This is a genomic window from Pseudomonas sp. Irchel 3A18, assembly GCF_900187465.1.
Lineage (GTDB): Bacteria > Pseudomonadota > Gammaproteobacteria > Pseudomonadales > Pseudomonadaceae > Aquipseudomonas > Aquipseudomonas cichorii.
On record NZ_FYDI01000001.1, the window covers coordinates 555,756 to 580,956 of the forward strand.

At 58.0% G+C, this 25,201-nt stretch carries 17 protein-coding genes and 1 pseudogene; 8 read left to right on the forward strand and 10 right to left on the reverse strand.

Features of this window, described 5'->3' with window-relative positions; translation table 11 throughout:
• Positions 1-2: 2 nt before the first annotated feature.
• The 5 genes from CKW23_RS02315 (at position 3) to CKW23_RS02335 (ending at position 3,975) form a co-directional block, all read left to right on the forward strand.
• Complete coding sequence (locus tag CKW23_RS02315) at positions 3-998, forward strand: zinc transporter ZntB (RefSeq protein ID WP_095066964.1); 996 nt, start codon at positions 3-5, stop codon at positions 996-998.
• A gap of 76 nt (positions 999-1,074) precedes the next feature.
• Positions 1,075-1,323 carry a CrfX protein gene (locus CKW23_RS02320; protein ID WP_095066965.1) on the forward strand — a complete coding sequence of 83 codons (249 nt, stop codon included), beginning with the start codon at positions 1,075-1,077 and terminating at the stop codon, positions 1,321-1,323.
• Positions 1,324-1,325: 2 nt separating this feature from the next.
• Complete coding sequence (locus CKW23_RS02325) at positions 1,326-2,150, forward strand: mechanosensitive ion channel domain-containing protein (RefSeq protein WP_025260550.1); 825 nt, start codon at positions 1,326-1,328, stop codon at positions 2,148-2,150.
• 86 nt (positions 2,151-2,236) lie between these two features.
• Positions 2,237-2,827, forward strand: coding sequence for an RNA polymerase sigma factor SigX (gene sigX, locus CKW23_RS02330; RefSeq protein ID WP_025260549.1), 591 nt, complete (start codon positions 2,237-2,239; stop codon positions 2,825-2,827).
• 107 nt (positions 2,828-2,934) lie between these two features.
• A complete protein-coding gene (locus CKW23_RS02335; protein WP_025260548.1) occupies positions 2,935-3,975 on the forward strand; it encodes an OmpA family protein in 1,041 nt (346 codons plus the stop codon).
• 71 nt (positions 3,976-4,046) lie between these two features.
• On the opposite strand, the gene CKW23_RS02340 is transcribed toward CKW23_RS02335, so the two are convergent.
• On the reverse strand, positions 4,047-6,767 hold the full coding sequence (locus tag CKW23_RS02340; RefSeq protein ID WP_095067013.1) for a nitrate reductase: 2,721 nt from the start codon (positions 6,765-6,767) through the stop codon (positions 4,047-4,049).
• A gap of 26 nt (positions 6,768-6,793) precedes the next feature.
• Positions 6,794-7,993 (reverse strand): annotated as a pseudogene (locus CKW23_RS02345) (NAD(P)/FAD-dependent oxidoreductase); the annotation flags it as partial.
• Between the two features lie 362 nt (positions 7,994-8,355).
• Here CKW23_RS02345 and CKW23_RS02350 point away from each other — a divergent pair.
• Positions 8,356-9,381, forward strand: a complete 1,026-nt coding sequence (locus CKW23_RS02350) for a quinone-dependent dihydroorotate dehydrogenase (protein ID WP_095066967.1) — start codon at positions 8,356-8,358, stop codon at positions 9,379-9,381.
• Positions 9,382-9,504: 123 nt separating this feature from the next.
• Here CKW23_RS02350 and rmf read toward each other — a convergent pair whose 3' ends face one another.
• The gene (gene rmf / locus CKW23_RS02355; protein WP_074569014.1) at positions 9,505-9,720 is read right to left on the reverse strand and encodes a ribosome modulation factor; all 216 of its coding nucleotides are present in this window, start codon (positions 9,718-9,720) and stop codon (positions 9,505-9,507) included.
• Positions 9,721-10,268: 548 nt separating this feature from the next.
• On the opposite strand from rmf, the gene rlmKL reads away from it, so the two are divergent.
• Positions 10,269-12,521, forward strand: a complete 2,253-nt coding sequence (gene rlmKL, locus CKW23_RS02360; protein WP_095066968.1) for a bifunctional 23S rRNA (guanine(2069)-N(7))-methyltransferase RlmK/23S rRNA (guanine(2445)-N(2))-methyltransferase RlmL — start codon at positions 10,269-10,271, stop codon at positions 12,519-12,521.
• Between the two features lie 76 nt (positions 12,522-12,597).
• On the forward strand, positions 12,598-14,994 hold the full coding sequence (locus CKW23_RS02365; protein ID WP_025260543.1) for a diguanylate cyclase: 2,397 nt from the start codon (positions 12,598-12,600) through the stop codon (positions 14,992-14,994).
• Positions 14,995-15,154: 160 nt separating this feature from the next.
• Here the strand turns inward: CKW23_RS02365 and dacB are convergent, their stop codons facing one another.
• The 7 genes from dacB to CKW23_RS02400 all read right to left on the reverse strand — a co-directional run bounded on the left by dacB (position 15,155) and on the right by CKW23_RS02400 (position 25,106).
• Entirely contained in the window at positions 15,155-16,624 is a 1,470-nt protein-coding gene (gene dacB, locus CKW23_RS02370) for a D-alanyl-D-alanine carboxypeptidase/D-alanyl-D-alanine-endopeptidase (protein ID WP_025260542.1), read from the reverse strand.
• Positions 16,625-16,934: 310 nt separating this feature from the next.
• Positions 16,935-17,279, reverse strand: a complete 345-nt coding sequence (locus CKW23_RS02375) for a YggL family protein (RefSeq protein ID WP_025260541.1) — start codon at positions 17,277-17,279, stop codon at positions 16,935-16,937.
• Between the two features lie 63 nt (positions 17,280-17,342).
• On the reverse strand, positions 17,343-20,987 hold the full coding sequence (locus tag CKW23_RS02380) for a transporter substrate-binding domain-containing protein (RefSeq protein WP_095066969.1): 3,645 nt from the start codon (positions 20,985-20,987) through the stop codon (positions 17,343-17,345).
• An 8-nt stretch (positions 20,988-20,995) separates the two neighbouring features.
• Complete coding sequence (locus tag CKW23_RS02385; protein WP_025260540.1) at positions 20,996-21,622, reverse strand: response regulator transcription factor; 627 nt, start codon at positions 21,620-21,622, stop codon at positions 20,996-20,998.
• A gap of 332 nt (positions 21,623-21,954) precedes the next feature.
• Complete coding sequence (locus CKW23_RS02390; RefSeq protein ID WP_038399907.1) at positions 21,955-22,353, reverse strand: response regulator; 399 nt, start codon at positions 22,351-22,353, stop codon at positions 21,955-21,957.
• Between the two features lie 194 nt (positions 22,354-22,547).
• Complete coding sequence (locus CKW23_RS02395) at positions 22,548-23,879, reverse strand: deoxyguanosinetriphosphate triphosphohydrolase (RefSeq protein ID WP_095066970.1); 1,332 nt, start codon at positions 23,877-23,879, stop codon at positions 22,548-22,550.
• Positions 23,880-23,945: 66 nt separating this feature from the next.
• The gene (locus tag CKW23_RS02400; protein ID WP_095066971.1) at positions 23,946-25,106 is read right to left on the reverse strand and encodes an EAL domain-containing protein; all 1,161 of its coding nucleotides are present in this window, start codon (positions 25,104-25,106) and stop codon (positions 23,946-23,948) included.
• Positions 25,107-25,201 lie beyond the last annotated feature (95 nt).

The window sequence follows — 25,201 nt, forward strand, 5'->3', positions numbered from 1 at the left end:
GAATGTTCGACGAAGCAAATGCGCAGTGGGGGCTGGTTCATGCCCTCGTATTGGATGGTCAGGGCGGAGCGCGTTTCATTGCTCGAACCGAACTCGATGGTCTTCAGATGCAGCCCCATGAAAGTCTGTGGCTGCATTGGGACCGTAGTCACCCGCAGACTCATTCGTGGTTGCGCAATTCCAGTGGCCTGAGTGAGTTCGCCTGCACGCTGCTGCTCGAAGAAAATACCCGGCCGCGTCTGTTGCCCTTGCCTGATCAGAAGCTGTTGCTGTTCCTGCGGGGTGTGAACCTCAATCCGGGGGCCGAGCCTGAAGACATGGTGTCGGTGCGGATCTTCGCGGCTGCCCAGCGGGTGATCTCCTTGCGGCTGCGGCCTTTGCGGGCGACCGAAGAACTCATTGAGCAGTTGAGTGAAGGCAAAGGACCGAAGACAGCCTCCGAACTGACGCTTTATCTGGCTCAATACCTGACCGAAAAAGTGCAGGACCTGCTCGGCGATTTGACCGAGTCGGTGGATGATGAGGAAGAAAAGACCGATGCCGACGAGCGTTACAGCCCTGAGCACGGCAAGCTGCTGCAGATTCGGCGGCGGGCAGCGGGGTTGCGCCGCTTTCTTGCACCCCAGCGGGATATCTTCGGACAGTTATCGCGTATCAAGCTTGGCTGGTTCGTCGATGACGATGCCGATTACTGGAACGAACTGAACAACAGCCTGACCCGTTACCTTGAAGAGCTTGAGCTGACCCGCGAGCGCGTGGGGCTGCTGCTGGAGTCCGAAGACCGGCGTCTGCGTGAGCGCATGGATCACACCATGTACCGTTTCGGGATCATTACCGGTATTTTTCTGCCCATGAGTTTTCTGACCGGGCTGCTGGGGATCAACGTCGGCGGTATTCCCGGCTCCGACAATCCTTACGGTTTTCTGCTGGCCTGTGCCTTGATTGTCATGGTGGCGGTGGGGCAGTGGTTTCTTTTCAGGCGTTTGCGCTGGTTGTGACGGATAAATTTTCAATGCCGTTTGTGACTCGCCCGGAACGAGCCACGTCTCTCACTGACATTGCGTGAGGTGCCTGATGCACGATCCCTTTGAAGAATCTTTGCGAGACATGCTCAAATCGTCATCCTCCAGCCGGGATGACGACGCTTGCCTGGACCGTGTCCTGAAAACCGCCAACCGCCAGGTAGGTGCCGGTGTGCTGTTCGGGCTGCTTGGGCGCTGGTCCCAGGCGATGATGATTGCCCTCAATAACGGTTCCGCACACGTTTCCCCTGTTTCCCGTCGAACCCAACCTACTGCCCGTCCTGTCGATAAGGCTGATTGAACATGGAATTGGATCTCTGGACCCAGAGTCTGGTTGCTGCAATGACTGCATTGTGGACCAAAGTCGCAAACTTCATCCCTAACCTGTTCGGCGCCCTTGTGGTGGTGCTGCTGGGTTTCGTGGTCGCAAAACTGCTCGATGCACTGTTATCGAAATTGCTGGCCAAGCTGGGCCTGGATCGTCTCATGGGCGGCACCGGGCTGACCAAGCTGATCAGCCGTGCCGGCGTGAAAGTGCCTATTTCCACCCTGATCGGCAAGATCGTCTACTGGTTCGTCCTGCTGATCTTTCTGGTATCGGCGGCCGAGTCCCTTGGGCTGCAACGTGTATCGGCGACGCTGGACATGCTGGCGTTGTACCTGCCCAAGGTGTTTGGTGCGGCGCTGGTGCTGCTTGTGGGTGTATTGCTGGCGCAACTGGTCAACGGGCTGGTGCGTGGCGCTGCCGAAGGCGTCGGGGTCGATTATGCGCCCGGTCTGGGGCGAATTGCCCAGGGGCTGGTGATCATCATCAGTATTTCGGTGGCAATCAGCCAGCTTGAAGTGAAGACAGATCTGCTCAATCACGTTATCGTGATTGGTCTCCTGACCGTCGGCCTGGCCGTTGCCTTGGCACTGGGGTTGGGAAGTCGTGAAATTGCAGGTCAGATTCTGGCGGGGATTTATGTCAGAGAACTTTATCAGGTCGGCCAGCATTTGCAGGTGGGCGACATAGAGGGGCAAATCGAGGAAATCGGTACGGTCAAGACTACACTGCTGACAGACGAAGGGGAGTTGGTTTCTTTTTCCAACAAAATTCTCCTTGAGCAGAGAGTAAGCAGCCGTTAAGCGGCGAATCTGCTAATCTATGCCGCCCCAAATTGCCGGAATCCGGGCATTGGCGGACATTGAACTGACTGTCGGCACGACTCGTTTTGAATAAACCCTTACCGCTTTCGACGCGCTACGACCCACGCGAGCTCTCAGATGAGGAGCTGGTCGCGCGCGCTCACGTCGAGCTTTTCAACGTGACTCGGGCCTACGAAGAGTTAATGCGTCGTTACCAGAGAACACTTTTTAACGTCTGTGCACGTTATTTAGGGAACGATCGCGATGCTGATGATGTCTGTCAGGAAGTGATGCTTAAGGTCTTGTATGGATTGAAGAATTTCGAGGGAAAATCGAAGTTCAAAACCTGGCTCTACAGCATCACCTACAACGAGTGCATCACTCAGTACAGAAAGGAACGGCGAAAGCGTCGCTTGATGGACGCTTTGAGTCTGGACCCGCTTGAGGAAGCGTCTGAAGAGAAGACGCCCAAACCTGAAGAAAGGGGCGGACTTGATCGCTGGCTTGTGCATGTGAACCCGATCGATCGGGAGATTCTGGTGCTGCGGTTTGTCGCAGAACTTGAATTCCAGGAGATTGCAGACATCATGCACATGGGCTTAAGCGCAACGAAAATGCGCTATAAGCGGGCATTAGATAAATTACGTGAGAAATTTGCGGGCATCACCGAAACTTAACTCGGAGCAAATATCTCTAAAGAACTGGCAGGGTCTGCTAGACTTGCCGACGAATTGCCTCAGTTGTCATGGGGCTGCTTTACAATCACCAGATGGGGATTTAACGGATGAAACTGAAAAACACCTTGGGCTTGGCCATTGGTACTATCGTTGCCGCGACTTCGTTCGGCGTGCTGGCGCAAGGCCAAGGCGCAGTCGAGATCGAGGGCTTCGCCAAGAAGCAATATTTTGACAGCTCTCGCGACTTCAAAAACGACGGCAACCTGTTCGGCGGTTCGATCGGTTACTTCCTGACTGACGACGTTGAACTGCGTCTGGGCTACGACGAAGTTCACAACGCTCGTGGCGACGATGGCAAGAACATCAAGGGCTCCAACACTGCCCTGGACGCTCTGTACCACTTCAACAACCCAGGCGACATGCTGCGTCCGTACGTGTCTGCAGGTTTCTCCGATCAGAGCATCGGTCAGACTAACCGTGGTGGTCGTAACGGTTCCACCTTCGCCAACGTTGGCGGCGGTGCCAAGCTGTACTTCACCGACAACTTCTATGCTCGTGCTGGCGTTGAAGCTCAGTACAACATCGACCAAGGCGAGACCGAGTGGGCTCCTAGCGTCGGTATCGGCGTAAACTTCGGTGGCGGCAGCAAGAAAACCGAAGCTGCTCCAGTAGCTGCTCCAGTTGCTGAAGTCTGCTCCGACAGCGACAACGACGGCGTGTGCGACAACGTCGACAAGTGCCCTAACACCCCAGCCAACGTAACTGTTGACGCTGATGGCTGCCCGGCAGTTGCTGAAGTGGTTCGTGTTGAGCTGGACGTCAAGTTCGACTTCGACAAAGCTGTGGTCAAGCCTAACAGCTACGGCGACATCAAAAACCTCGCTGACTTCATGCAACAGTACCCACAAACCACCACCACTGTTGAAGGTCACACTGACTCCGTCGGTCCTGACGCTTACAACCAGAAACTGTCCGAGCGTCGCGCTAGCGCCGTTAAACAAGTTCTGGTCAACCAGTACGGTGTTGGCGCTAACCGCGTAAACTCGGTTGGTTACGGCGAAACCCGTCCAGTTGCTGACAACGCAACTGAAGCTGGCCGCGCAGTAAACCGTCGCGTAGAAGCTGAAGTTGAAGCACAAGCTAAGTAATTAGCCTGCTTTGAATGAAAAGCCCGGCTTATGCCGGGCTTTTCTTTGCCTGCGATTTGATGAACCGATATTCAATCCGTCAGTACCACAGCGCTTATCAGCCTTTTTATTTCCGGCACACATGAGCCGCACTGGGTTCCGCAACCGAGCTGTGTTTTAAGCTGGTTCAAATCCAGGCCGTTGTCTATTCCTTTCATGATTGCACTCTGGCTGACGTTCTTGCAGTTGCAGAGGATCCTGTCGCGGGCCTGAGAGGCATTTTTGCCCGGTTCCCTGCTGATCGGAGCCAGCATCCAGCGGCGCAGTTGCTCGTCTACCCGACCTTGTAGCCACAGATTCTGCAGCCAGTGCTGAGCGAGGGTTTCTCCTGCCAGGCGCAAGGCGGTGATGTGGCCGTCATCGAGGCGGATCCGCTTGCCGATGGCACGTTTGGGATCGTCGTAGGCCATGACCGGACCTTCATTGAGGCCCAGCAGGCGATCAATGTCTTCCAGCAGCGAATGCTCCGGTGCCCGGAGATTGGCTGCCCTTATCACGAGTGCAGGGCGCTCGCGACCGATCAGACCCAGGCTGACATAGGCAAATGTGTCAAACAGCGGACGAAGCGCCGTCAGGTGGCTTTGCACATCACCTTCGATCAACGCGAAGAATTGCCAGGGCAAGTCTGCTTTCTCGAGGCGTACCCCGGAATGTTTGAGTTCCGGTTGCTTGGAGAGCGGGTCAAAGGCGGGTTGAGTCAGTACGTTGATGCCGCCCTTGAGAAACCGGTCGCCCCAATGCATGGGCAGGAATGCCTGACCCGGACGAACGCCGTCATCGCTGCTGACGGGCACCACCAGATCGCCACGACGGCTATGCAGATGAACCAGGTCACCTGACTCCAGTCCATAGCGTTGCATTTCTTGTGGGTGCAGGCCCAGCATGGCTTCACTGACATGGCCAAACAGGCGGGCGGCCGTGCCGGTACGGCTCATGCCGTGCCATTGATCGCGCAGTCGGCCGGTATTGAGCGTCAGTGGATACTGCGCATCGGGCAGCTCTTTGGCGGCGACATAAGCATCGCAGACAAACTGCGCTCGACCCGAAGCCGTCGGGAATACACCGTCACTGTAGAGGCGGGCGGTACCCCCGCGAGCGCCTTGGGGGAAAGGCCATTGCTGTGGGCCGAGGCGGTCGATAAGGTCGCGGTCGATGCCGGACATATCCAGATCGCGGCCCTGTGTCAGAACCTTGTATTCATCGAATAGCTGATCAGGGCTGGTGAAGTCGAAGAGGGCAGGAGCACCGGGTCGCAGCCTGTGTTCCAGGCGTTGCGCGAAATCCACGGTGATTGCCCAGTCGGGGCGTGCCAGGCCAGGAGCGGAAATGGCCTTGCGCACGTTGGAGATGCGTCGTTCCGAGTTGGTGACGGTGCCTTCCTTTTCTCCCCAGCTGGCGGCGGGCAGCAGCAGGTCGGCGAAACGTGCGGTTTCAGTGGTCTGGAAAGCTTCCTGCAATACCACGAAAGGACATGTACTCAGAGCCTCTTTGATCCTTTGCTGATCGGGCAGCGATTGGGCCGGGTTGGTGCAGGCGATCCATAGCGCTTTGACCTTGCCTGTGCGCAGTTGCTCGAACAGATCTATGGCAGGCAGCCCGGGAGTGACCGGCAGCGTATCGACCCCCCAGTATTCGGCGACCTCGGCGCGATGCTCGGCATTGGCGGCTTCGCGATGGCCTGGCAGCAGGTTGGACAGGCTGCCGGTTTCACGGCCGCCCATGGCGTTGGGCTGGCCAGTGAGCGAGAAGGGGCCTGCGCCGGGGCGGCCGATCTGGCCGGTGGCCAGATGCAGGTTGATCAACGCGCTGTTCTTGGCGCTACCGGCTGTGGACTGGTTCAACCCCATGCACCAGAGCGACAGGAAGCCAGGAGCCAGGCCAATCCAGCGGGCGCAGGCGCGCAGGTCTTCGATGGAGATACCGCAGGTTTCGGCGACGGTCTCTGGCGGGTAGTTCCGAACCAGGTTTTCCAGTTCTGCATAGCCTTGGGTGTGGGCGTCGATGAAGCTGCGATCGGTGAAGCCTTCGTTAATCAGTAGATGCAGGATGCCGTGAAACAGCGCAACGTCAGTGCCTGGCTGAATGGCCAGGTGCAAGTCCGCCAGTTCGCAGGTATCTGTGCGCCTGGGGTCTATCACGATGATTTTCATCTCGGGCCGACGATTCCTGGCTTCTTCCAGTCGTCGGAACAGGACCGGGTGGGCGTAGGCCATGTTGCTGCCGACAATCATCACGCAATCGCTCAGCTCGATGTCTTCGTAACTGCACGGCGGTGCATCGGCGCCCAGGCTGCGCTTGTAGCCCACCACGGCCGAAGACATGCAGAGCCGGGAATTACTGTCGATGTTATTGGTGCCCACCAGTGCCCGGGCCAGCTTGTTGAAGGCGTAGTAATCCTCGGTCAGCAATTGCCCCGAAATATAGAACGCCACACTGTCGGGGCCGTGCTCCTTGATGGTGTCGGCGAAGACATTCGCGGCATGTTCCAGAGCCGTATCCCAGTCGGTGTTGCTGCGGGCCAGGCTTTTGCTCAGGCGCAGTTGAGGATGAAGCGCCCGTGCCGACAGGTCGCCGGTCAAGTGCAGGGTCGAGCCTTTGCTGCACAGCTTGCCGAAGTTGGCCGGATGTTGCGGGTCGCCACTGACTCCGAGAATGTTCTGTCCGTCATGTTCGATCAGCACGCCGCAGCCAACGCCGCAGTAGCAGCAGGTGGATGCGGTGATCTGTGTGGTCTGGGTCGGGGCTTCCATCATGCGCATGCCGCCTCGTCGGTAGTCTGTTCGCCGAACATCAAGTGATTGCGGATGTTATCGATCCCGCGGTTTTCCCGGATCTGTTGCAGGTACCAGCTGCCGTCGGCGGTATCGCCATACAGGCAGGCGCCGACCAGCACGTCATTCTTGATGACCAGTTTTTTGTAGACGCCGCCCAAAGGGTCGCAGAGGGTGATGCTTTCGGTGCCTTCGCCCCCCAGAAAGTCGCCGGCAGAGAACAGGTCGATGCCGGTGACCTTGAGTTTGGTCGAGGTCACCGAGCCCGGATAGCGGGCGAAACCCAACTGAGCAAGGTGATTGGCACAGACTCGGGCTTGCTCGAACAGTGGTGCAACCAAACCATAGGCGATACCGCGATGGCTGGCGCATTCGCCGATGGCATAGACCCGTGGGTCGTAGGTCTGCAGGGTGTCGTTGACCAGAATGCCCCGGTCGCAGGGCAGGCCTGATTGTGCGGCCAGTTCCATGTTGGGGCGAATGCCTGCGGCCATGACCACCAGATCGGCATCAATCACCGCACCGCCTTTGAATTGCACGGCTTGAACCTGACCCTGCTCATCGCCGAGAAAGGCCTCGGTCTGCTCGTTGAGACGAAACGCCAGGCCGCGCCGCTCCAGTGCCGCTTGCAGCATCTGGCCGCTGGTCTTGTCCAGTTGCCGCTCCAGCAGCCATTTGCCGTTGTGGATCACCGTTACGTCCATGCCGCGCAACTTGAGGCCATTGGCCGCTTCCAGTCCCAGCAGGCCGCCACCGATGACCACGGCACGTCGGTGAGTAGTTGCCGTATCGATCATCAGTCGGGTATCGGCGATGTCGCGGTAGCCGATCACGCCTTTGAGGGTATTGCCGGGGACTGGCAGCACGAACGGGCGTGAGCCGGTGGCGATCAGCAAGCGGTCATAAGGGGCCTGGGTGCCATCCTCGGCCGTCACGATGCGCCGGAAGCGGTCGATTTTTACTACCCGACGGTTGAGCAGCAACTGGATATTGTGTTCTTTGTACCAATTCAGGTCGTTGAGCACGATATCATCGAAGGTCTGCTCGCCGGCCAGTACTGGCGACAGCAGTATCCGGTTGTAGTTGGGGTGCGGTTCGGCGCCGAAGACGGTGATTTCGTAGAGGTCTTCGTTCAGCTTCAACAGTTCTTCAAGGGTGCGGACCCCGGCCATTCCATTGCCGATCATTACCAGTCTGAGTTTCGCCATGTCGCCTCCGAGGTCACGGCAAGGCCGTGCTCGATAAATTCTGCGCAAACAAAAAAGGCGTCTCGCCAGTTACCTGACGAGGACGCCTTTGTCCGGTCCCGTTCTCTCGGGAAAAGCAGCCCTCGTCGTTGAGGGGTGCAGTCTTGTGAATGACATGCGTTCATGCAGCGGTTGTGCCAAGTTGCAGGTAAGCCTGTCTGCGGGGCATTGGGGTGGATGCCGTGGCTGTTTGTGCACTGCCGTGAAGCGTTGCGCACAGATGGAGGGCGCAAAAGCACGAAATGCAAGCTTGCCTCGCGCCGGGGGCGGCACATGTCTATAATCGCGCCCTGAATTCAGCTTCCCACGAGCCTTGCCCGCCCATGTATAACCTGGCCCGCCAGTTACTCTTCAAACTTTCCCCGGAAACCTCCCACGACCTGTCGCTGGACTTGATCGGTGCCGGTGGTCGGCTGGGCCTCAATGGCCTGTTGAGCAAGGCGCCTGCGAAGTTGCCGGTCACGGTCATGGGACTGGAATTTCCGAATCCGGTAGGGCTGGCAGCCGGGCTGGACAAGAACGGTGCGGCCATCGATGGTTTTGCGCAGTTGGGTTTTGGCTTTGTCGAGATCGGCACCGTGACGCCGCGTCCGCAGCCGGGCAACCCCAAGCCGCGTATTTTCCGCCTGCCCGATGCCGAAGCGATCATCAATCGCATGGGTTTCAACAACCTGGGCGTGGACAACCTCGTCTCCCGGGTTCAGGCCGCGAAATACAAGGGCATCCTGGGTATCAATATCGGCAAGAACTTCGATACGCCTGTGGAACGCGCTGTCGATGACTACCTGATCTGCCTGAACAAGGTCTATGCCCACGCCAGTTATGTCACCGTCAATGTCAGCTCGCCCAATACTCCAGGCCTTCGCAGCCTGCAGTTTGGCGACTCCCTCAAGCAATTGCTGGAGGCGCTGAGCCTGCGTCAGCAGGAACTGACGCAATTGCATGGCAGGCGTGTGCCGCTGGCGATCAAGATCGCGCCTGACATGACCGATGAAGAAACCGTGCTGGTCGCCTCGGCCCTGATCGAGTCCGGCATGGATGCGGTCATCGCCACCAACACCACGCTCAGCCGCGAGGGTGTTGAAGGTCTGGCCCATGCTGACGAAGCAGGCGGTCTGTCCGGTGCACCGGTTCGGGAAAAGAGCACCCATACCGTCAAGGTACTGGCTGGCGAGCTGGCAGGGCGTATGCCGATCATTGCAGCAGGTGGTATCACCGAAGGCCGGCACGCCGCCGAGAAAATCGCTGCCGGTGCGAGTCTGGTGCAGGTGTATTCGGGGTTCATCTACAAGGGCCCGGCGCTTATCCGTGAATCGGTGGATGCGATTGCAGCCATGCCTCGTAGCTGATTGCAGGGCGAAAAAAAGGGGCTCCTTGAGGAGCCCCTGGGCCGAAGCCCGCCGCCCGGATGGGGCGTGCATGGTATGGGTGTAAAAGTCAGTAGAAAGTTTGATGGACTGGCCGGAGGTTACCTATCCGACCGCGTGAAGTTCGTTGAGTCTGTGGATTCCCGCAGTGCCGGTCATACCGTCCCAGTTGTCGCCACGTCCTTCTCGCCAACCATTGATCCATGCCTGGCGTACTGACGGTAGAGTAAAAGGGCAAAGCTCACGGGATTTACCTGTAACGCCGTATTGATATCCGCGCAAAAATGCTCTTTCCAACGGATCACGCTTAAGTCTTCTCATAGGGTATTGCCCTCGTCTGTTGACTGTTATATCCCTGAAGACCTCTGTCGAGGTCGGGCAGAATTTTCTGCCGTTGGTGCCCGCTGCCGGCGTCGCGGGCCTGAGTGTCATTACCGTTGCAGTGATGACCTGTGGTGAGTTCTAACCAAAGCGCGAGACGGTGTGAATGATCGTTTTGTCATAAGCACGTCATATTTAGGTCTGTAGAGCGATAAGCGAGAAGGTGTTTCAAATTTGATTCATGTCCTAACCCTGCTGAGTCGCGGGTTTCAGGCAGGAGTGAGACGGGCTCGCAAATGCGAGTAATGGCTTAATGCATTCAGTGAAAATTCGACGAAGGGTCGCGATGTGACTTTTTATTACCTACGTCGTAGGGTCCAATATTCACTTTTTCATCGTTACAAGACTGCCGTAATGACATGACAGGTTCATACGGTGGATCGGCACACATCATGTGCCACGCAGACGCTCTCCATGAAAGACGTCTGTTTTAAATCTGGTCGGGCAATGCGTTGCCCGCCGCTGACGGCTCAGGCCCTGGAATACTCATGTCGGATCGCTACGAACTTTTCCTCACTTGCCCCAAAGGCCTCGAAGGCCTGCTTGCCGAGGAAGCCACCACGCTTGGCCTTCAGGACACACGCGAACACACCTCTGCCATCCGTGGTACAGCCGACATGGAAACCGCCTATCGGCTGTGCCTGTGGTCGCGCCTGGCGAACCGGGTGCTGCTGGTACTCAAGCGTTTTCCGATGAAAAACGCCGACGACCTTTACGAAGGCGTACTGCATGTCGACTGGCAGGATCATCTGGAAGCCGATGGCACTGTGGCTGTGGAGTTCAGCGGTCATGGTTCGGGCATCGACAACACCCATTTCGGTGCGTTGAAGGTCAAGGACGCGATTGTCGACAAGCTGCGCACCTCCGATGGCCTGCGTCCTTCAGTGGACAAGATCAATCCTGACTTGCGGGTGCACCTGCGTCTGGACCGTGGCGAGGCAATCCTGTCCCTGGATCTGTCCGGCCACAGCCTGCACCAGCGTGGTTATCGCCTGCAGCAGGGCGCCGCGCCGCTCAAGGAAAACCTGGCCGCGGCGATCCTCATCCGCTCCGGCTGGCCGCGTATCGCTGCCGAAGGTGGCGCTCTGGCTGACCCCATGTGCGGTGTCGGCACTTTTCTGGTGGAAGCCGGCATGATCGCCGCCGATATCGCACCTAACCTCAAGCGCGAGCGTTGGGGGTTCTCGGCCTGGCTCGGCCACGTCCCGGCGCTGTGGCGCAAGCTGCACGATGAAGCCCTGGCGCGTGCTCAGGCAGGCCTGGCCAAGCCACCGCTGTGGATTCGTGGCTATGAAGCCGATCCGCGTCTCATCCAGCCGGGCCGCAACAACATCGAGCGGGCAGGCTTGAGCGACTGGATCAAGGTCTATCAGGGCGAAGTGGCGACTTTCGAGCCGCGTCCGGATCAGAACCAGAAAGGCCTGGTGATCTGTAACCCCCCCTACGGTGAGCGCCTGGGCGACGAGGCGAGCCTGCTGTACCTCTATCAGAACCTGGGTGAGCGTCTGCGTCAGGCGTGTCTCAACTGGGAGGCTGCGGTGTTCACCGGCGCGCCGGATCTGGGCAAGCGCATGGGGATTCGCAGCCACAAGCAGTATTCCTTCTGGAACGGCGCCTTGCCTTGCAAGCTGTTGCTCATCAAGGTCCTGCCGGATCAGTTCGTCACCGGCGAGCGGCGTACGCCCGAGCAGCGCCAGATCGAGCGCGAGACACAGGTTGAAGAGCCGGTCGAAAGAAAGCTCAACAAGAATGGCAATCCGATCAAGCAGGCTCCGGTTGTGGTCGAACAGGCACGCTTGAGCGAAGGCGGGCAGATGTTCGCCAATCGTCTGCAAAAGAACCTCAAGCAGATGAGTAAATGGGTGCGCCGCGAAGGCATCGACTGCTATCGCGTGTACGACGCCGACATGCCCGAATATTCCCTGGCCATCGATCTGTACCATGACTGGGTTCACGTTCAGGAATATGCCGCGCCTAAATCCGTCGACCCGGAAAAAGCCTCGGCACGTCTGTTCGATGCACTGGCAGCGATTCCTCAGGCCTTGAACATCGACAAGAGCCGTGTAGTGATCAAGCGTCGCGAGCGTCAGAGCGGCACCAAGCAATATGAGCGTCAAAGTGCTCAGGGTCAGTTCCAGGAAGTCAGCGAAGGCGGGGTCAAGCTGCTGGTTAACCTGACCGATTATCTGGATACCGGTCTGTTTCTCGATCATCGACCGATGCGCATGCGCATTCAGCGCGAGGCTGCGGGCAAACGCTTCCTCAACCTGTTTTCCTACACGGCCACGGCCAGCGTTCACGCTGCCAAGGGCGGGGCGCGCAGTACCACCAGTGTCGACCTTTCCAAGACTTACCTGGACTGGGCGCGGCGTAATCTGTCGCTCAATGGTTTCTCCGACAAGAACCGTCTGGAGCAGGGCGATGTGATGGCCTGGTTGCAGGCATGCCGTGAAGAGTACGACCTGATCTTCATCGATCCGCCAACGTTCTCGAACTCCAAGCGTATGGAAGGGATCTTCGATGTGCAGCGCGATCAGGTCGAGTTGATCGATCTGGCCATGGCACGTCTGGCACCGGGTGGCGTGCTGTATTTTTCGAACAACTTCCGCAAGTTTGCGCTGGACGAGAATCTTGCCCAGCGCTATGCGGTCGAAGAAATCACCGCCCAGACCATTGATCAGGATTTTGCGCGCAACAGCAAGATCCACCGTGCCTGGAAGATCACGACGCGCGTGAACTGATTCTCTTTATTCGGGCTAGGCAAATTACTAGCGAATAGCTATAAGAGAATAATGGCCAGCGTCACGGGTTCTAAGTATGGCGGCGAAACAGTTCCGGCCCAGAATTCTGGGATTCATCAGTGAACAGGCCTCTGCATGGTTGGTTGCGGCGCTGGCTTTTGCCGCCGGCGCCGCACTCACCGTGATGCTGGCACTGGCGAACCTGGAGCTGTATCAACGCCAGTTACGCCAGCGTTTCGACCTTCTGGCAGGTGAGCGTTTCAGCCGTATCCAGGAGCGGCTGGATGGTCAGGTCAAAAGACTTGATACCCTGCGTCGCTTCTTTCTCTATTCCAATGAGATCACGCGTACCGAGTACGAGGGTTTTGTCGGCCCTATGCTGGTAGGCACCCAGGCTTACACATGGACGCCTCACGTCACCCAGGTTCAGCGTGCGACCTTTGAAGAAAGCGTCCGTCAGGCTGGAGTCAAGGATTTCGCCATACGAGAGCTTGACGGGAATGGCGTGCTGAAAACAGCCGAAGTGCGCGACGAGTACTTTCCTGTCGTGTTTATCCAGACCCTCAGTAAAAAACCTCCGCCTCTGGGCTTTGATGTGAACTCCGAGCAGATCCGGCACTTGTCCATCGAGCGTTCCCGCCTGCGTGGCAGCATCGTGGCGACACCACGGGTGGATCTGGTCAGTCTGAGCAAGACCGATACCCGGGGTGTGTTACTGATGGCGCCCGTGTACTCGCCGGTTGCCGCCATTGATGCTCCCACTCCGGTCTTGCGCGGCTTTGTCATGGCAATCATCAGCCTCGATCAAATGATGAACGAGGGGTTGCCCAGTCAGGACAATCTGGCCATGAGCATGCTCGACTTGAGTTCGGCCGGTGAGCCCGATCTGTTGTACCGTTCCGCAGGTGTGGCGGCCGAGAGTGATTTGCATCTCAGCACTCTGCTGAGCATGGGCGATCGTGATTATTTGCTTGAGGTTCGTCCCACTGACGCCTTCATGCTGAGCAGTCCGCCGATGGCCGGCAGCCTGGCTTTGCTGGGTGGTCTCCTGAGCCTGATGCTCAGTGCCTTGCTTTACAGCCTTGTCAGCCAGCGCCAGCGAGCTTTGCACATGGTTGAGCAGCGGACCCGCGAGTTGCGTCAGCGCGAACAGCAATTGCGCGTGACCCACGGACAACTGCGCAATGTGCTCAACTCCGCGACTGAAGTGGCGATCATTGCCACTGATCTCAACGGCGTCATCACGACCTTCAACGTCGGTGCGCAGAAAATGCTGGGCTACACGGATGAAGAAGTGCTTGGCACATTCAAGCTCAAGGATCTGCATCGGTTATCGGAACTCGAAGCTCATGCCAAGGGGTTGAGTGAGCTTCATGGACGCCCGATTACCGCGGCCCAGGCCATGTTCGTCGATGCCACGCAAGAGGGTAGCCATCCTTCCCGGGAGTGGACCTTCCTGCGACGCGATGGCAGCACGCTGGTGGTGAACATGCTGATCACGGCGGTGCGAGACGATCAGGAGCAATGGATCGGTTACCTGGCTGTCTGCCTCGATATCACCGAGCACAAGCGTGTCTACGAGGCGCTTGAAGCACGTGACCAGTTGCTGAAGAAACTCAGCTCCCAGGTACCGGGCGGTATATATCAGTATCGCCAGGATGCCGATGGCAGTTCACGTTTCACCTACGCCAGTGTCGGCATGTGCGAGCTCTTTGAGCTGACCGAAGAAGAGTTGCTCAAGGATGCCGAGGTTCTGCTCAGGCGTACGCATCCTGCCGATATCGTGCGTCTGCGCGATTCAATCCGTATCAGTGCCGAGCAGTCCTCGCCCTGGAGCGAGGAATATCGCATCGAGCTGCCACGCAAGGGGCTGCGCTGGGTGCGAGGTGCCGCCACGCTGGAGCGTCTGCCCGATGGCAGCGTGCTCTGGCATGGATTCATCTCGGATATCTCCGATCTCAAACGGGTCGAGCAGGAGTTGCGGGCACTGTCGGTGACTGACGTACTGACCGGTGCCTATAACCGTCGTTACTTTCAGGACAGGTTGCAGTCCGAACTGGCGCGCATCAATCGGCACGGCGGTTACTTGTCGGTCATCATGCTGGATATCGACCACTTCAAGCGCTTCAACGACAAGTACGGGCATGCGGTCGGCGACTCGGTGCTTCAGGCCATTTCCAAAAAGATCAGCCAGCGGCTGCGCTGTGATGATGTGTTTTGCCGTATCGGCGGGGAAGAGTTCGTCGTGTTGTGCCCTGGGGCTCAGGCACCGCAAGCCTACCAACTGGCTCTCGGTTTGCGCGAGGCCTTGCGCAGCAAGCCGCTGGATACGGTCGGGCAGGTCACTGCCAGTTTCGGTATCGCCAGTTGGCGGCCGGGAGAGAGCGTGGATGCGCTGCTGTTGAGGGCTGACTCGGGGGTTTATGCTGCCAAGCTGGCGGGCAGGGACCGGGTCGAGCCGGAACTCGACTAAGGGCCACACAAAACTGCGGGGATTTATCCGCGAATTGTTTCGCGAATGTCAGAAATCTGTGGGAGCGAATTCATTCGCGACGGGCCCGTACATCCGAGGAAAATGTATCGCCTCCAATGACGTCTCGCGAATGAATTGCTCCTACCGGTAACGTGGCAACTCAGGGCTGCAGGATGGAAACCGTACTGTTGTTAAGTTTCGGTTGGCGATACAGATCCACCAGCACCTCGTCCAGAATCGATGACGCACCAAACGGACGTGGGTCGTTGAGAATCGCCACCACCGCCCAGGTATTGCCATTGCTGTCACGGCTGAAACCGGCAATGGCCCGCACAGTATTCAGCGTGCCGGTCTTGATGTGAGCTTCGCCCAGCAGTGGCGTGCGTTTCAGGCGCTTGCGCATGGTGCCGTCCATGCCCACCAGAGGCATTGAACTCATGAACTCGGCAGCGTACGGGCTGCGCCATGCGGCCTGCAGGATGATTGCCATTTCACGGGCGCTGACGCGCTCGGCACGGGACAGGCCCGAGCCGTTCTCCATGACCAGATGCGGTGCGGTAATGCCTTTTTTCGCCAGCCACTGACGGATCACCCGCTGCGCGGCCTTTGCGTCATCGCCGTCTGCATCATTACGAAACTCTTGTCCCAGGCTCAGGAACAGTTGTTGAGCCATGGTGTTGTTGCTGTATTTGTTGATGTCGCGGATCACTTCAACCACGTCCGGCGAGAAAGCCTTGGCCAACAGCTTGGCGTTGCCCGGCACGACATCGACACGATCCTTGCCCAGAATGCTGCCGCCCAGTTCCTGCCAGATGGCCCGTACCGCACCAGCAGCGTAGGTCGGGTGGTCGAGCAGCGAAAGGTAGGTCTGGGAGTTACAACCATTGCCCAACTGACCACTGACCGTCACATTGACGCTGCCATCAGGTTGTGGCACCGGGTTGTAGCGTACATCGCCAGTGCATTGCCTGGACGCCAGCGCTTTGACCTGGTTGTCGACACGGATGCTTGCAATGGGCGGCTCGACAGAAATGCGGATCTTGCCGTCATCGTTACGGGTGACGAAGCGCAAGGCCTTGAGGTTGACCATCAGCGAGTCGGGCTTGACCAGAAACGGCTTGTTATCGTCATTGCCGTCATCATTGAACTCGGGCAACTGTGGCTGCACGAAATGACTGCGGTCCAGCACCAGATCGCCCGTCACCTGCTGTACGCCATTGGCGCGCAGGTCACGCATCAGCAACCAGAGCTTTTCCATGTTGAGCTTGGGATCGCCGCCGCCCTTGAGGTACAGGTTGCCTTGCAGAACGCCATTGCTCAGGGTGCCGTCTGTGAAGAATTCGGTTCGCCACTGGTGAGTCGGGCCGAGGATTTCCAGCGCGGCATAGGTGGTGATCAGCTTCATGGTCGATGCCGGGTTCACGGAAACATCGGCATTGAAGACTGTCGGGGTGCCAGGACCGTTAAGCGGCAGCATCACTACCGACAATGCGTTGTCGTTGAGCTTGCTGGCCTTGAGGGCTTGCTGGACCTTGGGGGGAAGAGTGGTATTGATGACGGCTGCATGTACAGGAAGTGCCAGAGGCAGGAGAAAAGAGGCGAGAAGCAGTGGACGCAAAGATTTGATCATCAAAAAAACCCTACAGCAAAGAAGGGGAACAAAAAGAGGGCATGGATGAATTCCCTCGGTAACAATGATAGACGCCTGAGGCCGAACGGTAATAACACAAGGCCAGCGCTGTAACAGAACGGCATTATGCCCGAAGCCGGGCCCGCGTGGGTTGTGGCATGGGGTTGTAACAGGATTTTTTTGTTGTAGGTAAGAAAGTCAGTGGACGGTCGTGAAAGGCCTCTTTGTATCCCGGAAAAACAAATGCCCCGACAAGTCGGGGCATTTGTTTGAACGTCACAGAGCGGTTTTCACACTGTCTGCTTCTGGATCACGCCGCCGGGTTGATCGGCTTTTCTGGATACCAGGCGTCCAGCAGCGGGCTGACTTCAACCTTGACCACTTCGCTGCGGCCTTTGAGCCATGCTTCTACAGCAGCGCGTTGCTCTTCGGTGACCGAACCGCGATCAGCCAGGCAAACCAGACCGTAGTCATCGCCGCCAACGTAGTCCAGACCGTTCGCGTCCATGGCTTCTGTCAGGAAAGCGTCCAGGAAGGCATCAACAGCCTCGTCATCCAGATCTTCTTTGAATTCCAGATTGAGCTCGAAGCCCAATTCCTGGAACTCGTCCACACAGAGCTTTTTGCGCAGACGACGGGAGCGGTTAGTGGCCATGAAGCGATCCTCTTAGGTAATTTCGGGGCGCAGTCTACCAGTTAAGCGGTAACGGTGCCTGTTTCACTGTTGCTTCCCTTTCTCTTCTTGCTCTCGGTCTTCTGGCTGCTGGCTGATCAACGCCTTTTCGAGATCAAGCATGGCGGCGTTCAGTTCCCTGTGACAGGCCTCCAGGACATTGGGGTCATCACCCGGCGAGCAGGCATGCTCAAGGGCCTCGCAGCTTTCGATCACCCGCGATGCGCCAATGATTCGCGCTGCACCCTTGATGCGATGAGCCATTTCGCCAATGTTTTTGTGGTTTCCACGGGTCATCAGGTCGCCCAAGGCCTTGCGGTCCTCCTGGCTGCTGTGTAGCAGTTGCGTGAGCAGGCGCTGCATCATTTCTGTCCGGCCTGCGGTCAGGTTGCTGAGACTGTTGAGGTTGAAGGGGGCAGCAGGTGCAGAGCGTACGGGGATCTTGGCCAGTCGCTCGCTGAGGGGCGTCAGGCCGATGGGCTTGAACAGGCAGTCGTCCATGCCTGCCTCAAGGCAACGCTGGATTTCCTCGGGCAAGGCATTGGCGGTGAAGCCCCAGATGATACAGGGGGCAAGGTTTTCGCTTTGTTCGTGGGCTCTGATGGCGCGGGTGAGGTCATAGCCATTCATGACCGGCATATTGCAGTCGGCTACCACCAGATCGAACGGTTCGGCCAGCCAGCGCTCGAGCCCCTGGGCTCCCTGTTCGGCCATTTCACAACGATGGCCGAGAAAACCCAGTTGCTGACAAAGCAGCAAGCGGTTGGCGGGATGATCATCGACGATCAGGATGTTCAAGGGCGTGCCGGGCGGCAGTGAGGCTTCTTGCACCGGCGTGGCGATGGCCAGCGGTTCCAGGGTGGTCAGCTCCAGAGTCATGTGAACTTGGGTTCCCCGGCCCGGCTCGCTATTCAGGGTCAGGGTGCCGCCCATCATCTGGCAGAGGCTGCGGCAGATCACCAGCCCCAGTCCGGCACCGGTACGCGCCATGCGTGCCTGATTATCGGCCTGGGCAAAAGGCTCGAACAGACGACGCTGATCGTCGGCGCTGATGCCGATCCCGCTGTCCTGCACGGTCACGCTCAGGTGCATTTGCTGATGGCTGGAGCCGTTTGCTGCCTGCAGGGTGACGCTGACCTGGCCCTGCTGGGTGAACTTGATCGCGTTGCTGATCAGGTTGGACAGGATCTGCTTGAAGCGCAGCGGGTCGATCAGGACATCGGTGTTGGTCCGGCTGTCGAGCTCCAGCACCAGGCTCAGGTTTTTCTGCCGGGCCAGACTCTCGAACACCCGGGTGACAGACTCCACCAGTTGCCGCAGATTGGCTCGCTCGGGGCTCAGGGTCAGGCGTCCGGATTCGATGCGGGCGATATCGAGGATGTCGCCGATGAGATCCAGCATGTCCTTGGCCGAACTGTAGGCGACTTCGATTGCGGAACGCTCCAGAACACCCTGGTCGGCACGTTTGAGGGCCAGCTCCAGCATGCCGATGACCGCGTTCATGGGCGTGCGTATTTCGTGGCTCATGGTTGCGAGAAAGGTACTCTTTGCCCGGTTGGCATCGTCGGCCTGTTCCTTGGCCGACTGCAGTTCTTCGATCAATTGTCGACGTTCGCTGATATCGATCCAGCCGCCGATGATGCCTTGCACGTGTGCCAGGGAGTCGCGAAACGGCAGGATCCAGTGGTAGATGGTCAGATGGCGTTCGCCGATATGCAGTGTCCTGTCGAGAATCAGGGGCGTGCCGCTGGCCATGACGTGCTTGTAGTCGGCGGCGTACTCGCTGGCCTCGAATGCGTTGCTCAGTACGCCTTCGGTAGCGCTTTTGCCGATGATGTCTTCACGACGGGCCTCGAAAACAGCGAGGTAGCTGTCGTTGCACATGCGCAGCAGGCCTTCCCGATCACGCACGTAGATCGGGTGCGGCGTGCCGTTAACCAGCGCGCTCATGAATTCAAGCTGATCGCCCAGTGCCCGTTCTGCCGTTTCGCGCTGTTTTATCTGGCGGCGCATGTAGGCATTCCAGACCAGCAGACCGAGCAGAAGCAGGCCTGCACCGGCCAGGATCTGATAGATGAGGCGCTGGTAGTTGTGCCAATTGCTACCGACAGGGGTATACGAGCGCCAGCGATTATTGATGATTGCCAGGTCCTGTGGCGCAATGCTCGCTAGTGCCTTGTCGAGAATCGAGCTCAGTTCCCGTGCGTTACGTGAAGTGGCCATCGAGATCAGGGCAGGGTCCTCGCCAACGGTGGCGGTAATCTGCAGTTGCCCCTCGAAGACGCCGGAAGACAGGAAGTAATTGGCGCTGAGCAGGGATGTGACTGCGCCTTCCACCTTGCCTGTGGCCAGCATGTCCAGCGCCTGGAACGGATTGTCGATTTCCACGATGACGATATCGGGGTGTTCGCGTCGTAGCCATTGCAGTATCGGGCTGCCCTGGATGACTGCGATATGCAGGTTGTCCATCTGTTCCAGATAGGTCGGGGCTTTTTCACCCTTGCGGGTGATCAGGACAAAGGAGTTGTCGATGTAGGGGCGACTGAAGCTGAACCGGTCTCCACGCTCATCACTCGACACCATGGCTCCGATCATGTCGGCCTGGCCCTGAGCAACCTGATTCATCATGTCGCTTGAGCTGGATGCCCGTATGACCTCGAATCGCAGGCCGGTTCGCAGGCGTATCAGCTCAAGCAGGTCGGCAGTGATGCCACGGAAATTGCCGTTGGCATCATAGAAGGTCAAGGGGGCATAGGTTTCGTTGACCATGACCCGTACTGTCGGGTGCCGCGTAATCCAGCGCTCCTCGCGTTGTGTCAGTTGCAGCTTCTGGTCGGTCAGCAGCACGTCGCTGCCAGCACCCCAGCGTTTGGAGATGTCGATGCGCTCATCCATCGGGATGGCCTTGAGTGTCTGGTTGACGATGTCCAGCAACTGCGTGTTTTCATGGCTTGTGGCAAAGCTGAAACCGTTGGCTTCGTGCTTGCCGAAACTGGCCATTTTCACATTGTTCAGATAGCCCTTGTTGATGATGTATTGCGTGGAAATGGTGTCGCCGAGGAAGACATCGGCCTGATTGAAGGCCACGGCATTGATGGCGTTCTGAAAAGAGGGGTAGGTCTGCAGGATGGCTTCGGGGTAGAGCGCCTGGACATCGGCCAGGGGCAGATAGTGATAGACCATGCTCAGACGCATGCCCTTGAGGCCATCGGTCAGTGAGCGGGTATCGCCGGTGCGTACCAGCAGGACGGGTTGGTCCACGGCATAGGGCGTTGTCAGCTTGATGCTGCGGTCCATGGCCTCAAAGCCATTGGCGCTGCCCAGCAGGTCTATCTGGCCGGTTATGAGGGCGTTCATCGCGGCCTCGCGGTTTTCGAAACGCTGGACCTTGATGGGGAGGTCCAGTGCCCTGGAGATGATGCTGGCGTAATCGGCCGTGATGCCTTCGTAGTCATTGCCGGAAATGGTGATGTCGAAGGGTGGGTAATCCGGCGCCGAGGTGCCGAGGATCAGTTCACGCTTGCTGCGCACCCATTGCCACTGGGCGGCGTCTAGCTTCACATCCATGTGAGCCGGGTTTGAGCGGCCGAGCAGCGTGTAGTGATCTGCTGCCTCAAGGTTGGTGTATGTACCCCAGCCCAGGCATAGGCTCGTTGCCAGTATCAGAAAGTTTTTCAAGCGCTTGGGCATCCGGGTTCTCACACTAGCGCGTTGCGTTTTGCCATCTCGATAAGTTCTACCAAGGTCCTGGTTTTCAGCTTTTGCATGAGTCGCGTCTTGTAAGTGCTGACGGTCTTGTTGCTGAGGAACATGCCCTTGGCTATTTCCTTGTTGGAGCGGCCCTGGGCAAATAATTGCAATACCATCAATTCGCGATCATTTACCAGCTTGAATAGTTCTATTTCGCTGGGCTGCCCATCTTCGCGCACGGCGGGAGTCAGTGCCTGACTGGGAAAGTAATTGTAGCCGGATAATACCGCTTTTACAGAACTCAGCAGTTCGCTCAGGTCTTCCTGTTTGCAGACATAACCGGCCGCTCCGGATTGCATGCAGCGGATGGCGAATATGTTCGGGGTTTGCGAGGTCAGCACCAGAATCTTCGATGACAGGCCCATGCTGTTGAAACGGGCCAGGACTTCCAGGCCATCGAGCTTGGGGATGCTGATGTCGAGGATGATCAGGTCAGGCATGCATTCGCGGACCATCTGCATGGCATCCACGCCATTATCTGTTTCGCCGACCACTTCATAGTTTTCGTTTTCCAACAGCATCCTGACAGCCAGGCGAATAACGGGGTGATCGTCGATGATAAAAACTGAGTTCATAATTCAATCCATACAAGCAGCGAAGAAAGCGCGCACCTTAGCTCAGATGTTCGGGCAGGCACATGAATGGACCCGCCCGGCAGGCGTATATAGGAAAGTTCCTACAGTAATTAGAGTATTGGAGTACGTAAAAGCCCACGCAAGGATTTAAGTTTTTAAAAAATTCAATATGTTCCAGTGTGCAGATTAGTTATTGGGTTTTATGTTGTTTATCGCGTTTCGGAATTACCCTTCAACACAATCGTAAGCTGCCTACAGTGTAAAAGTGCATTCGCTGGCGTAACGCCAGTCTGATCGCTCCTGGAATCGGGTATGGAGGGTCGTGCTTGAAATCAGCTTCTGGTAGGCAGCTTGCCCAGCAGGCGGGAAAGGTCAGGGCCATGCAGGGGTTTGCTCAGGCAGCCCAGAAGCGGGATTCCGCGTGCAAGGGCTTGCTGTTCCAGTTCATGCAGGTGCGACGGGTCAAGGCCGCTGAGGACGATGGCATGCCGGATGAAGCCCTGTTTATAGGCCTGATCGATCAGGTCGAAGCCCATTTGCTCGGGCAGACACTGGTCACACAGGATCAGGTCGTAGGGTTGCGCACTGCGCTCCATGGCGGCCATGGCCTCCAGGGCGTTCAGGGCTGGAGTCAGCAGGAAGTAGCCTTGATTGTTCAGCAGGATCTGGGTGGCGATCAGTTGAAAAGGGTGATCCTCTACCAGCAGGATTCGCAAGTCGTTTTTAAACATGAGGTTTCCGGCAAGGCGGCAGAGTGCCTTGCTGGCGCTTGCCAGTTCGGCAGTTAAAGTGGCTGGATTATTGAGGGTGCTGCGAAGGGGTGGCGATAGGACGTTTTTGGTCTGTGTGTAGGCCTTTTCTGAAGTTGTTGTGCATGAGATGGTCTGGCCGGGCACATGAGGCAAGCGTGTCCGGCCGACGGGTGCTATATCTGCCCGGAGCGGCCAGTCATTTCCCTGGCCATTTCGGTGGCGTAGCTGTCGGTCATGCCGGCAATGAAGTCGATCATTCGCAGAAACGAGCTGTGCAGGGGCGCCTTGGGGTCGGGTGCGTTGTTACCCAGCAGGTCAAGGATGCGCCGGTTCTTGAACGAAGGGGCACGTCCTCCGAACTGTTCGACAGCCGCGCCGCAGAACGCATTGAGCAGGATTTCCAGCGTGGTGTAGGCACCGATTTCATGCAGGGTCTTGCGCTTGTCCTGGAAAATCTTCTTGCGCGCCATGTCCTTGGCATTCAGCACGCAGCGCTTGGCCGGGCCATGCATGTGTTCCACCAGATCGCCGGGAAGCGTGCCCGCCAGCAGGGCGTCCTGCTGTTCGACGAAGGCGTGGGCGGCAGCATTGGTCAGGTGCTCGATAGCCTTGCCGCGCAGAATGGCCAGTTTGCGTCGGCGCGAGTCGCCAGGGCCGAGCTGGCGATAGGTTTCGGGCAGATCGTCGCCCACCAGGCCCAGCAGCAGCGACTCCACTTCGGCGTAGTCCAGCAAGTCCATTTCCAGGCCGTCTTCCAGATCGATCAGGGCGTAGCAGATGTCATCGGCGGCTTCCATCAGGTACACCAGCGGATGGCGCGCCCAGCGCTGATCTTCCAGTTGCGGCAGGCCCAGTTTATGGGCGATCTGCTCAAGGATCGGCAGCTCGCTCTGATAACAGCCGAACTTGTGCTTCTTGTAGCCCAGTGAGTCGGCATGCCGGGCCGTCCACGGGTATTTGAGGTAAGTCCCCAGAGTGGCGTAGGTCAGGCGGGTGCCGCCGTCGAACTGGTGATATTCCAGCTGGGTCAGGACGCGAAAACCCTGGGCGTTGCCTTCGAAGTTGAGGAAATCGTTGCGCTCGGTTTCACTCATTGCATCGAGCCAGCCACGCCGGGCAGCCTGATTGAACCAGTTGCGGATCGCGTCTTCACCGGAGTGGCCGAACGGCGGGTTGCCGATGTCATGAGCCAGGCAGGCCGATTGCACCACCATGCCCAGATCGCTGGGGTCGCACCAGTCGGGCAGGGCGCTGCGCAGGGTTTCACCGACGCGCATGCCCAGAGAGCGTCCGACGCAACTGACTTCCAGCGAGTGGGTCAGGCGCGTATGGATATGGTCGTTGCTCGAAACCGGGTGGACTTGTGTCTTGCGCCCCAGACGCCGGAAGGCGCCCGAGAAGATGATGCGGTCATGGTCTTTATGGAAAGGGCTGCGGCCCAGTTCTTCAGGGCTATGCAGCGGCTTGCCGAGTCGTTCGCGGTTAAGCAGGGTTTGCCAATCCAAGGCGTTCACTCCGTTGTTTTCGAGTCCGTCTAGCTTCCCGGTTCGGTCGCAGGACCGCAAGGCCTGTTACAGCCCGGCGGCATCGATATCGATCAGCAGAAGGCGGTTGCCATTGTCGAAGAACTGTCCGGCAGTCAGGCAATACTGGTTGCTGGTGGCATCTCGGTAGGTGTTGGACAGGGTCAGTCTGCGCTCGTCCCAGCCTTCGGCCAGAAGGTGATAGAAGTAAGGCCGCCAGGACCAGTTATGGCCCAGATAACGGGCGTCGGCGTGCCAGGCACCCTTGAGCCATTCCAGGTTTGGCGTGAGTTGAGTGCCATGCCGGTCGCATTGATAGAAACGCAGCAGCCACGGGTAGTCTTGTACCTGCGGCAACTCGCTGACCGGCAGTCTGTTTTCGGCCCAGCGTTGCAGCAGATGCATCAGTTGCGTCAGTTGCTGGCGCAGCACCATCAGCCGGGCACGTTCTGCGACCTTCTGCAGGACGTAACGGTCTCGCAGTTCGGCAAAATGTGTGACGAAGGTGTCGGCGGCAAAAAAGTCCAGCTCACCCCTGGCGAACAGATAACCCTGTACATAACGGGAGCCGCATTCCAGGGCAAAATTCAGTTCGGCCTCGGTTTCCACGCCTTCGGCAATGATCCAGCAACCGGTCTTTTCTGCCATCAGGGCCAGCGCCTTGACCACATCACTGCTCGGGCCACCCCGCGCTGCGGCCTGGAACAGGCGCATGTCGAGTTTGAGAATGTCCGGCTGCAGCGACAGGACACGGTCCAGTTGCGAGTACCCGGCACCGAAGTCGTCAATGGCGATACGGGCGCCGGCCTCGCGATAGCGTGCGACGACATCGGTCAGGCACTGACTGTCACCGCCCAGTTCGGTTATTTCAAACACGATGCGCTCGGCAGGAACGTTATGTCGATGCAACTGCTCGAGGCTGGGGAGGGCTTGTCCGGGTCGAAGACGGCTGATCCAGCGGGGCGAGATATTCAGGCTCAGAAACCAGTCACCGGGCGCTTCATGCAGACGTCTCAGGGCGTTGTCCCGGATCAGCCGGTCAAGGCGACGCAGATCGGCAGCAGGTACTTTCGGATCAGAGAACAGCGGTCCGACCGATTCCAGCTGGCCGTTTTCCTTACGAATTCTTCCCAGAGCTTCAACACCGGCAATGCGTCCGGTAGCGGTATCGATGAATGGCTGAAAGCAGGCAAGGGGTTGCCCTTTCACATATTTCTCCTTACTTACACAGCACCAAGACCCGCCCCGGATCGACTCCGGGGCGGGCACTTGTTACACATGTTGCAAGAATGCAGCCAAGCAGA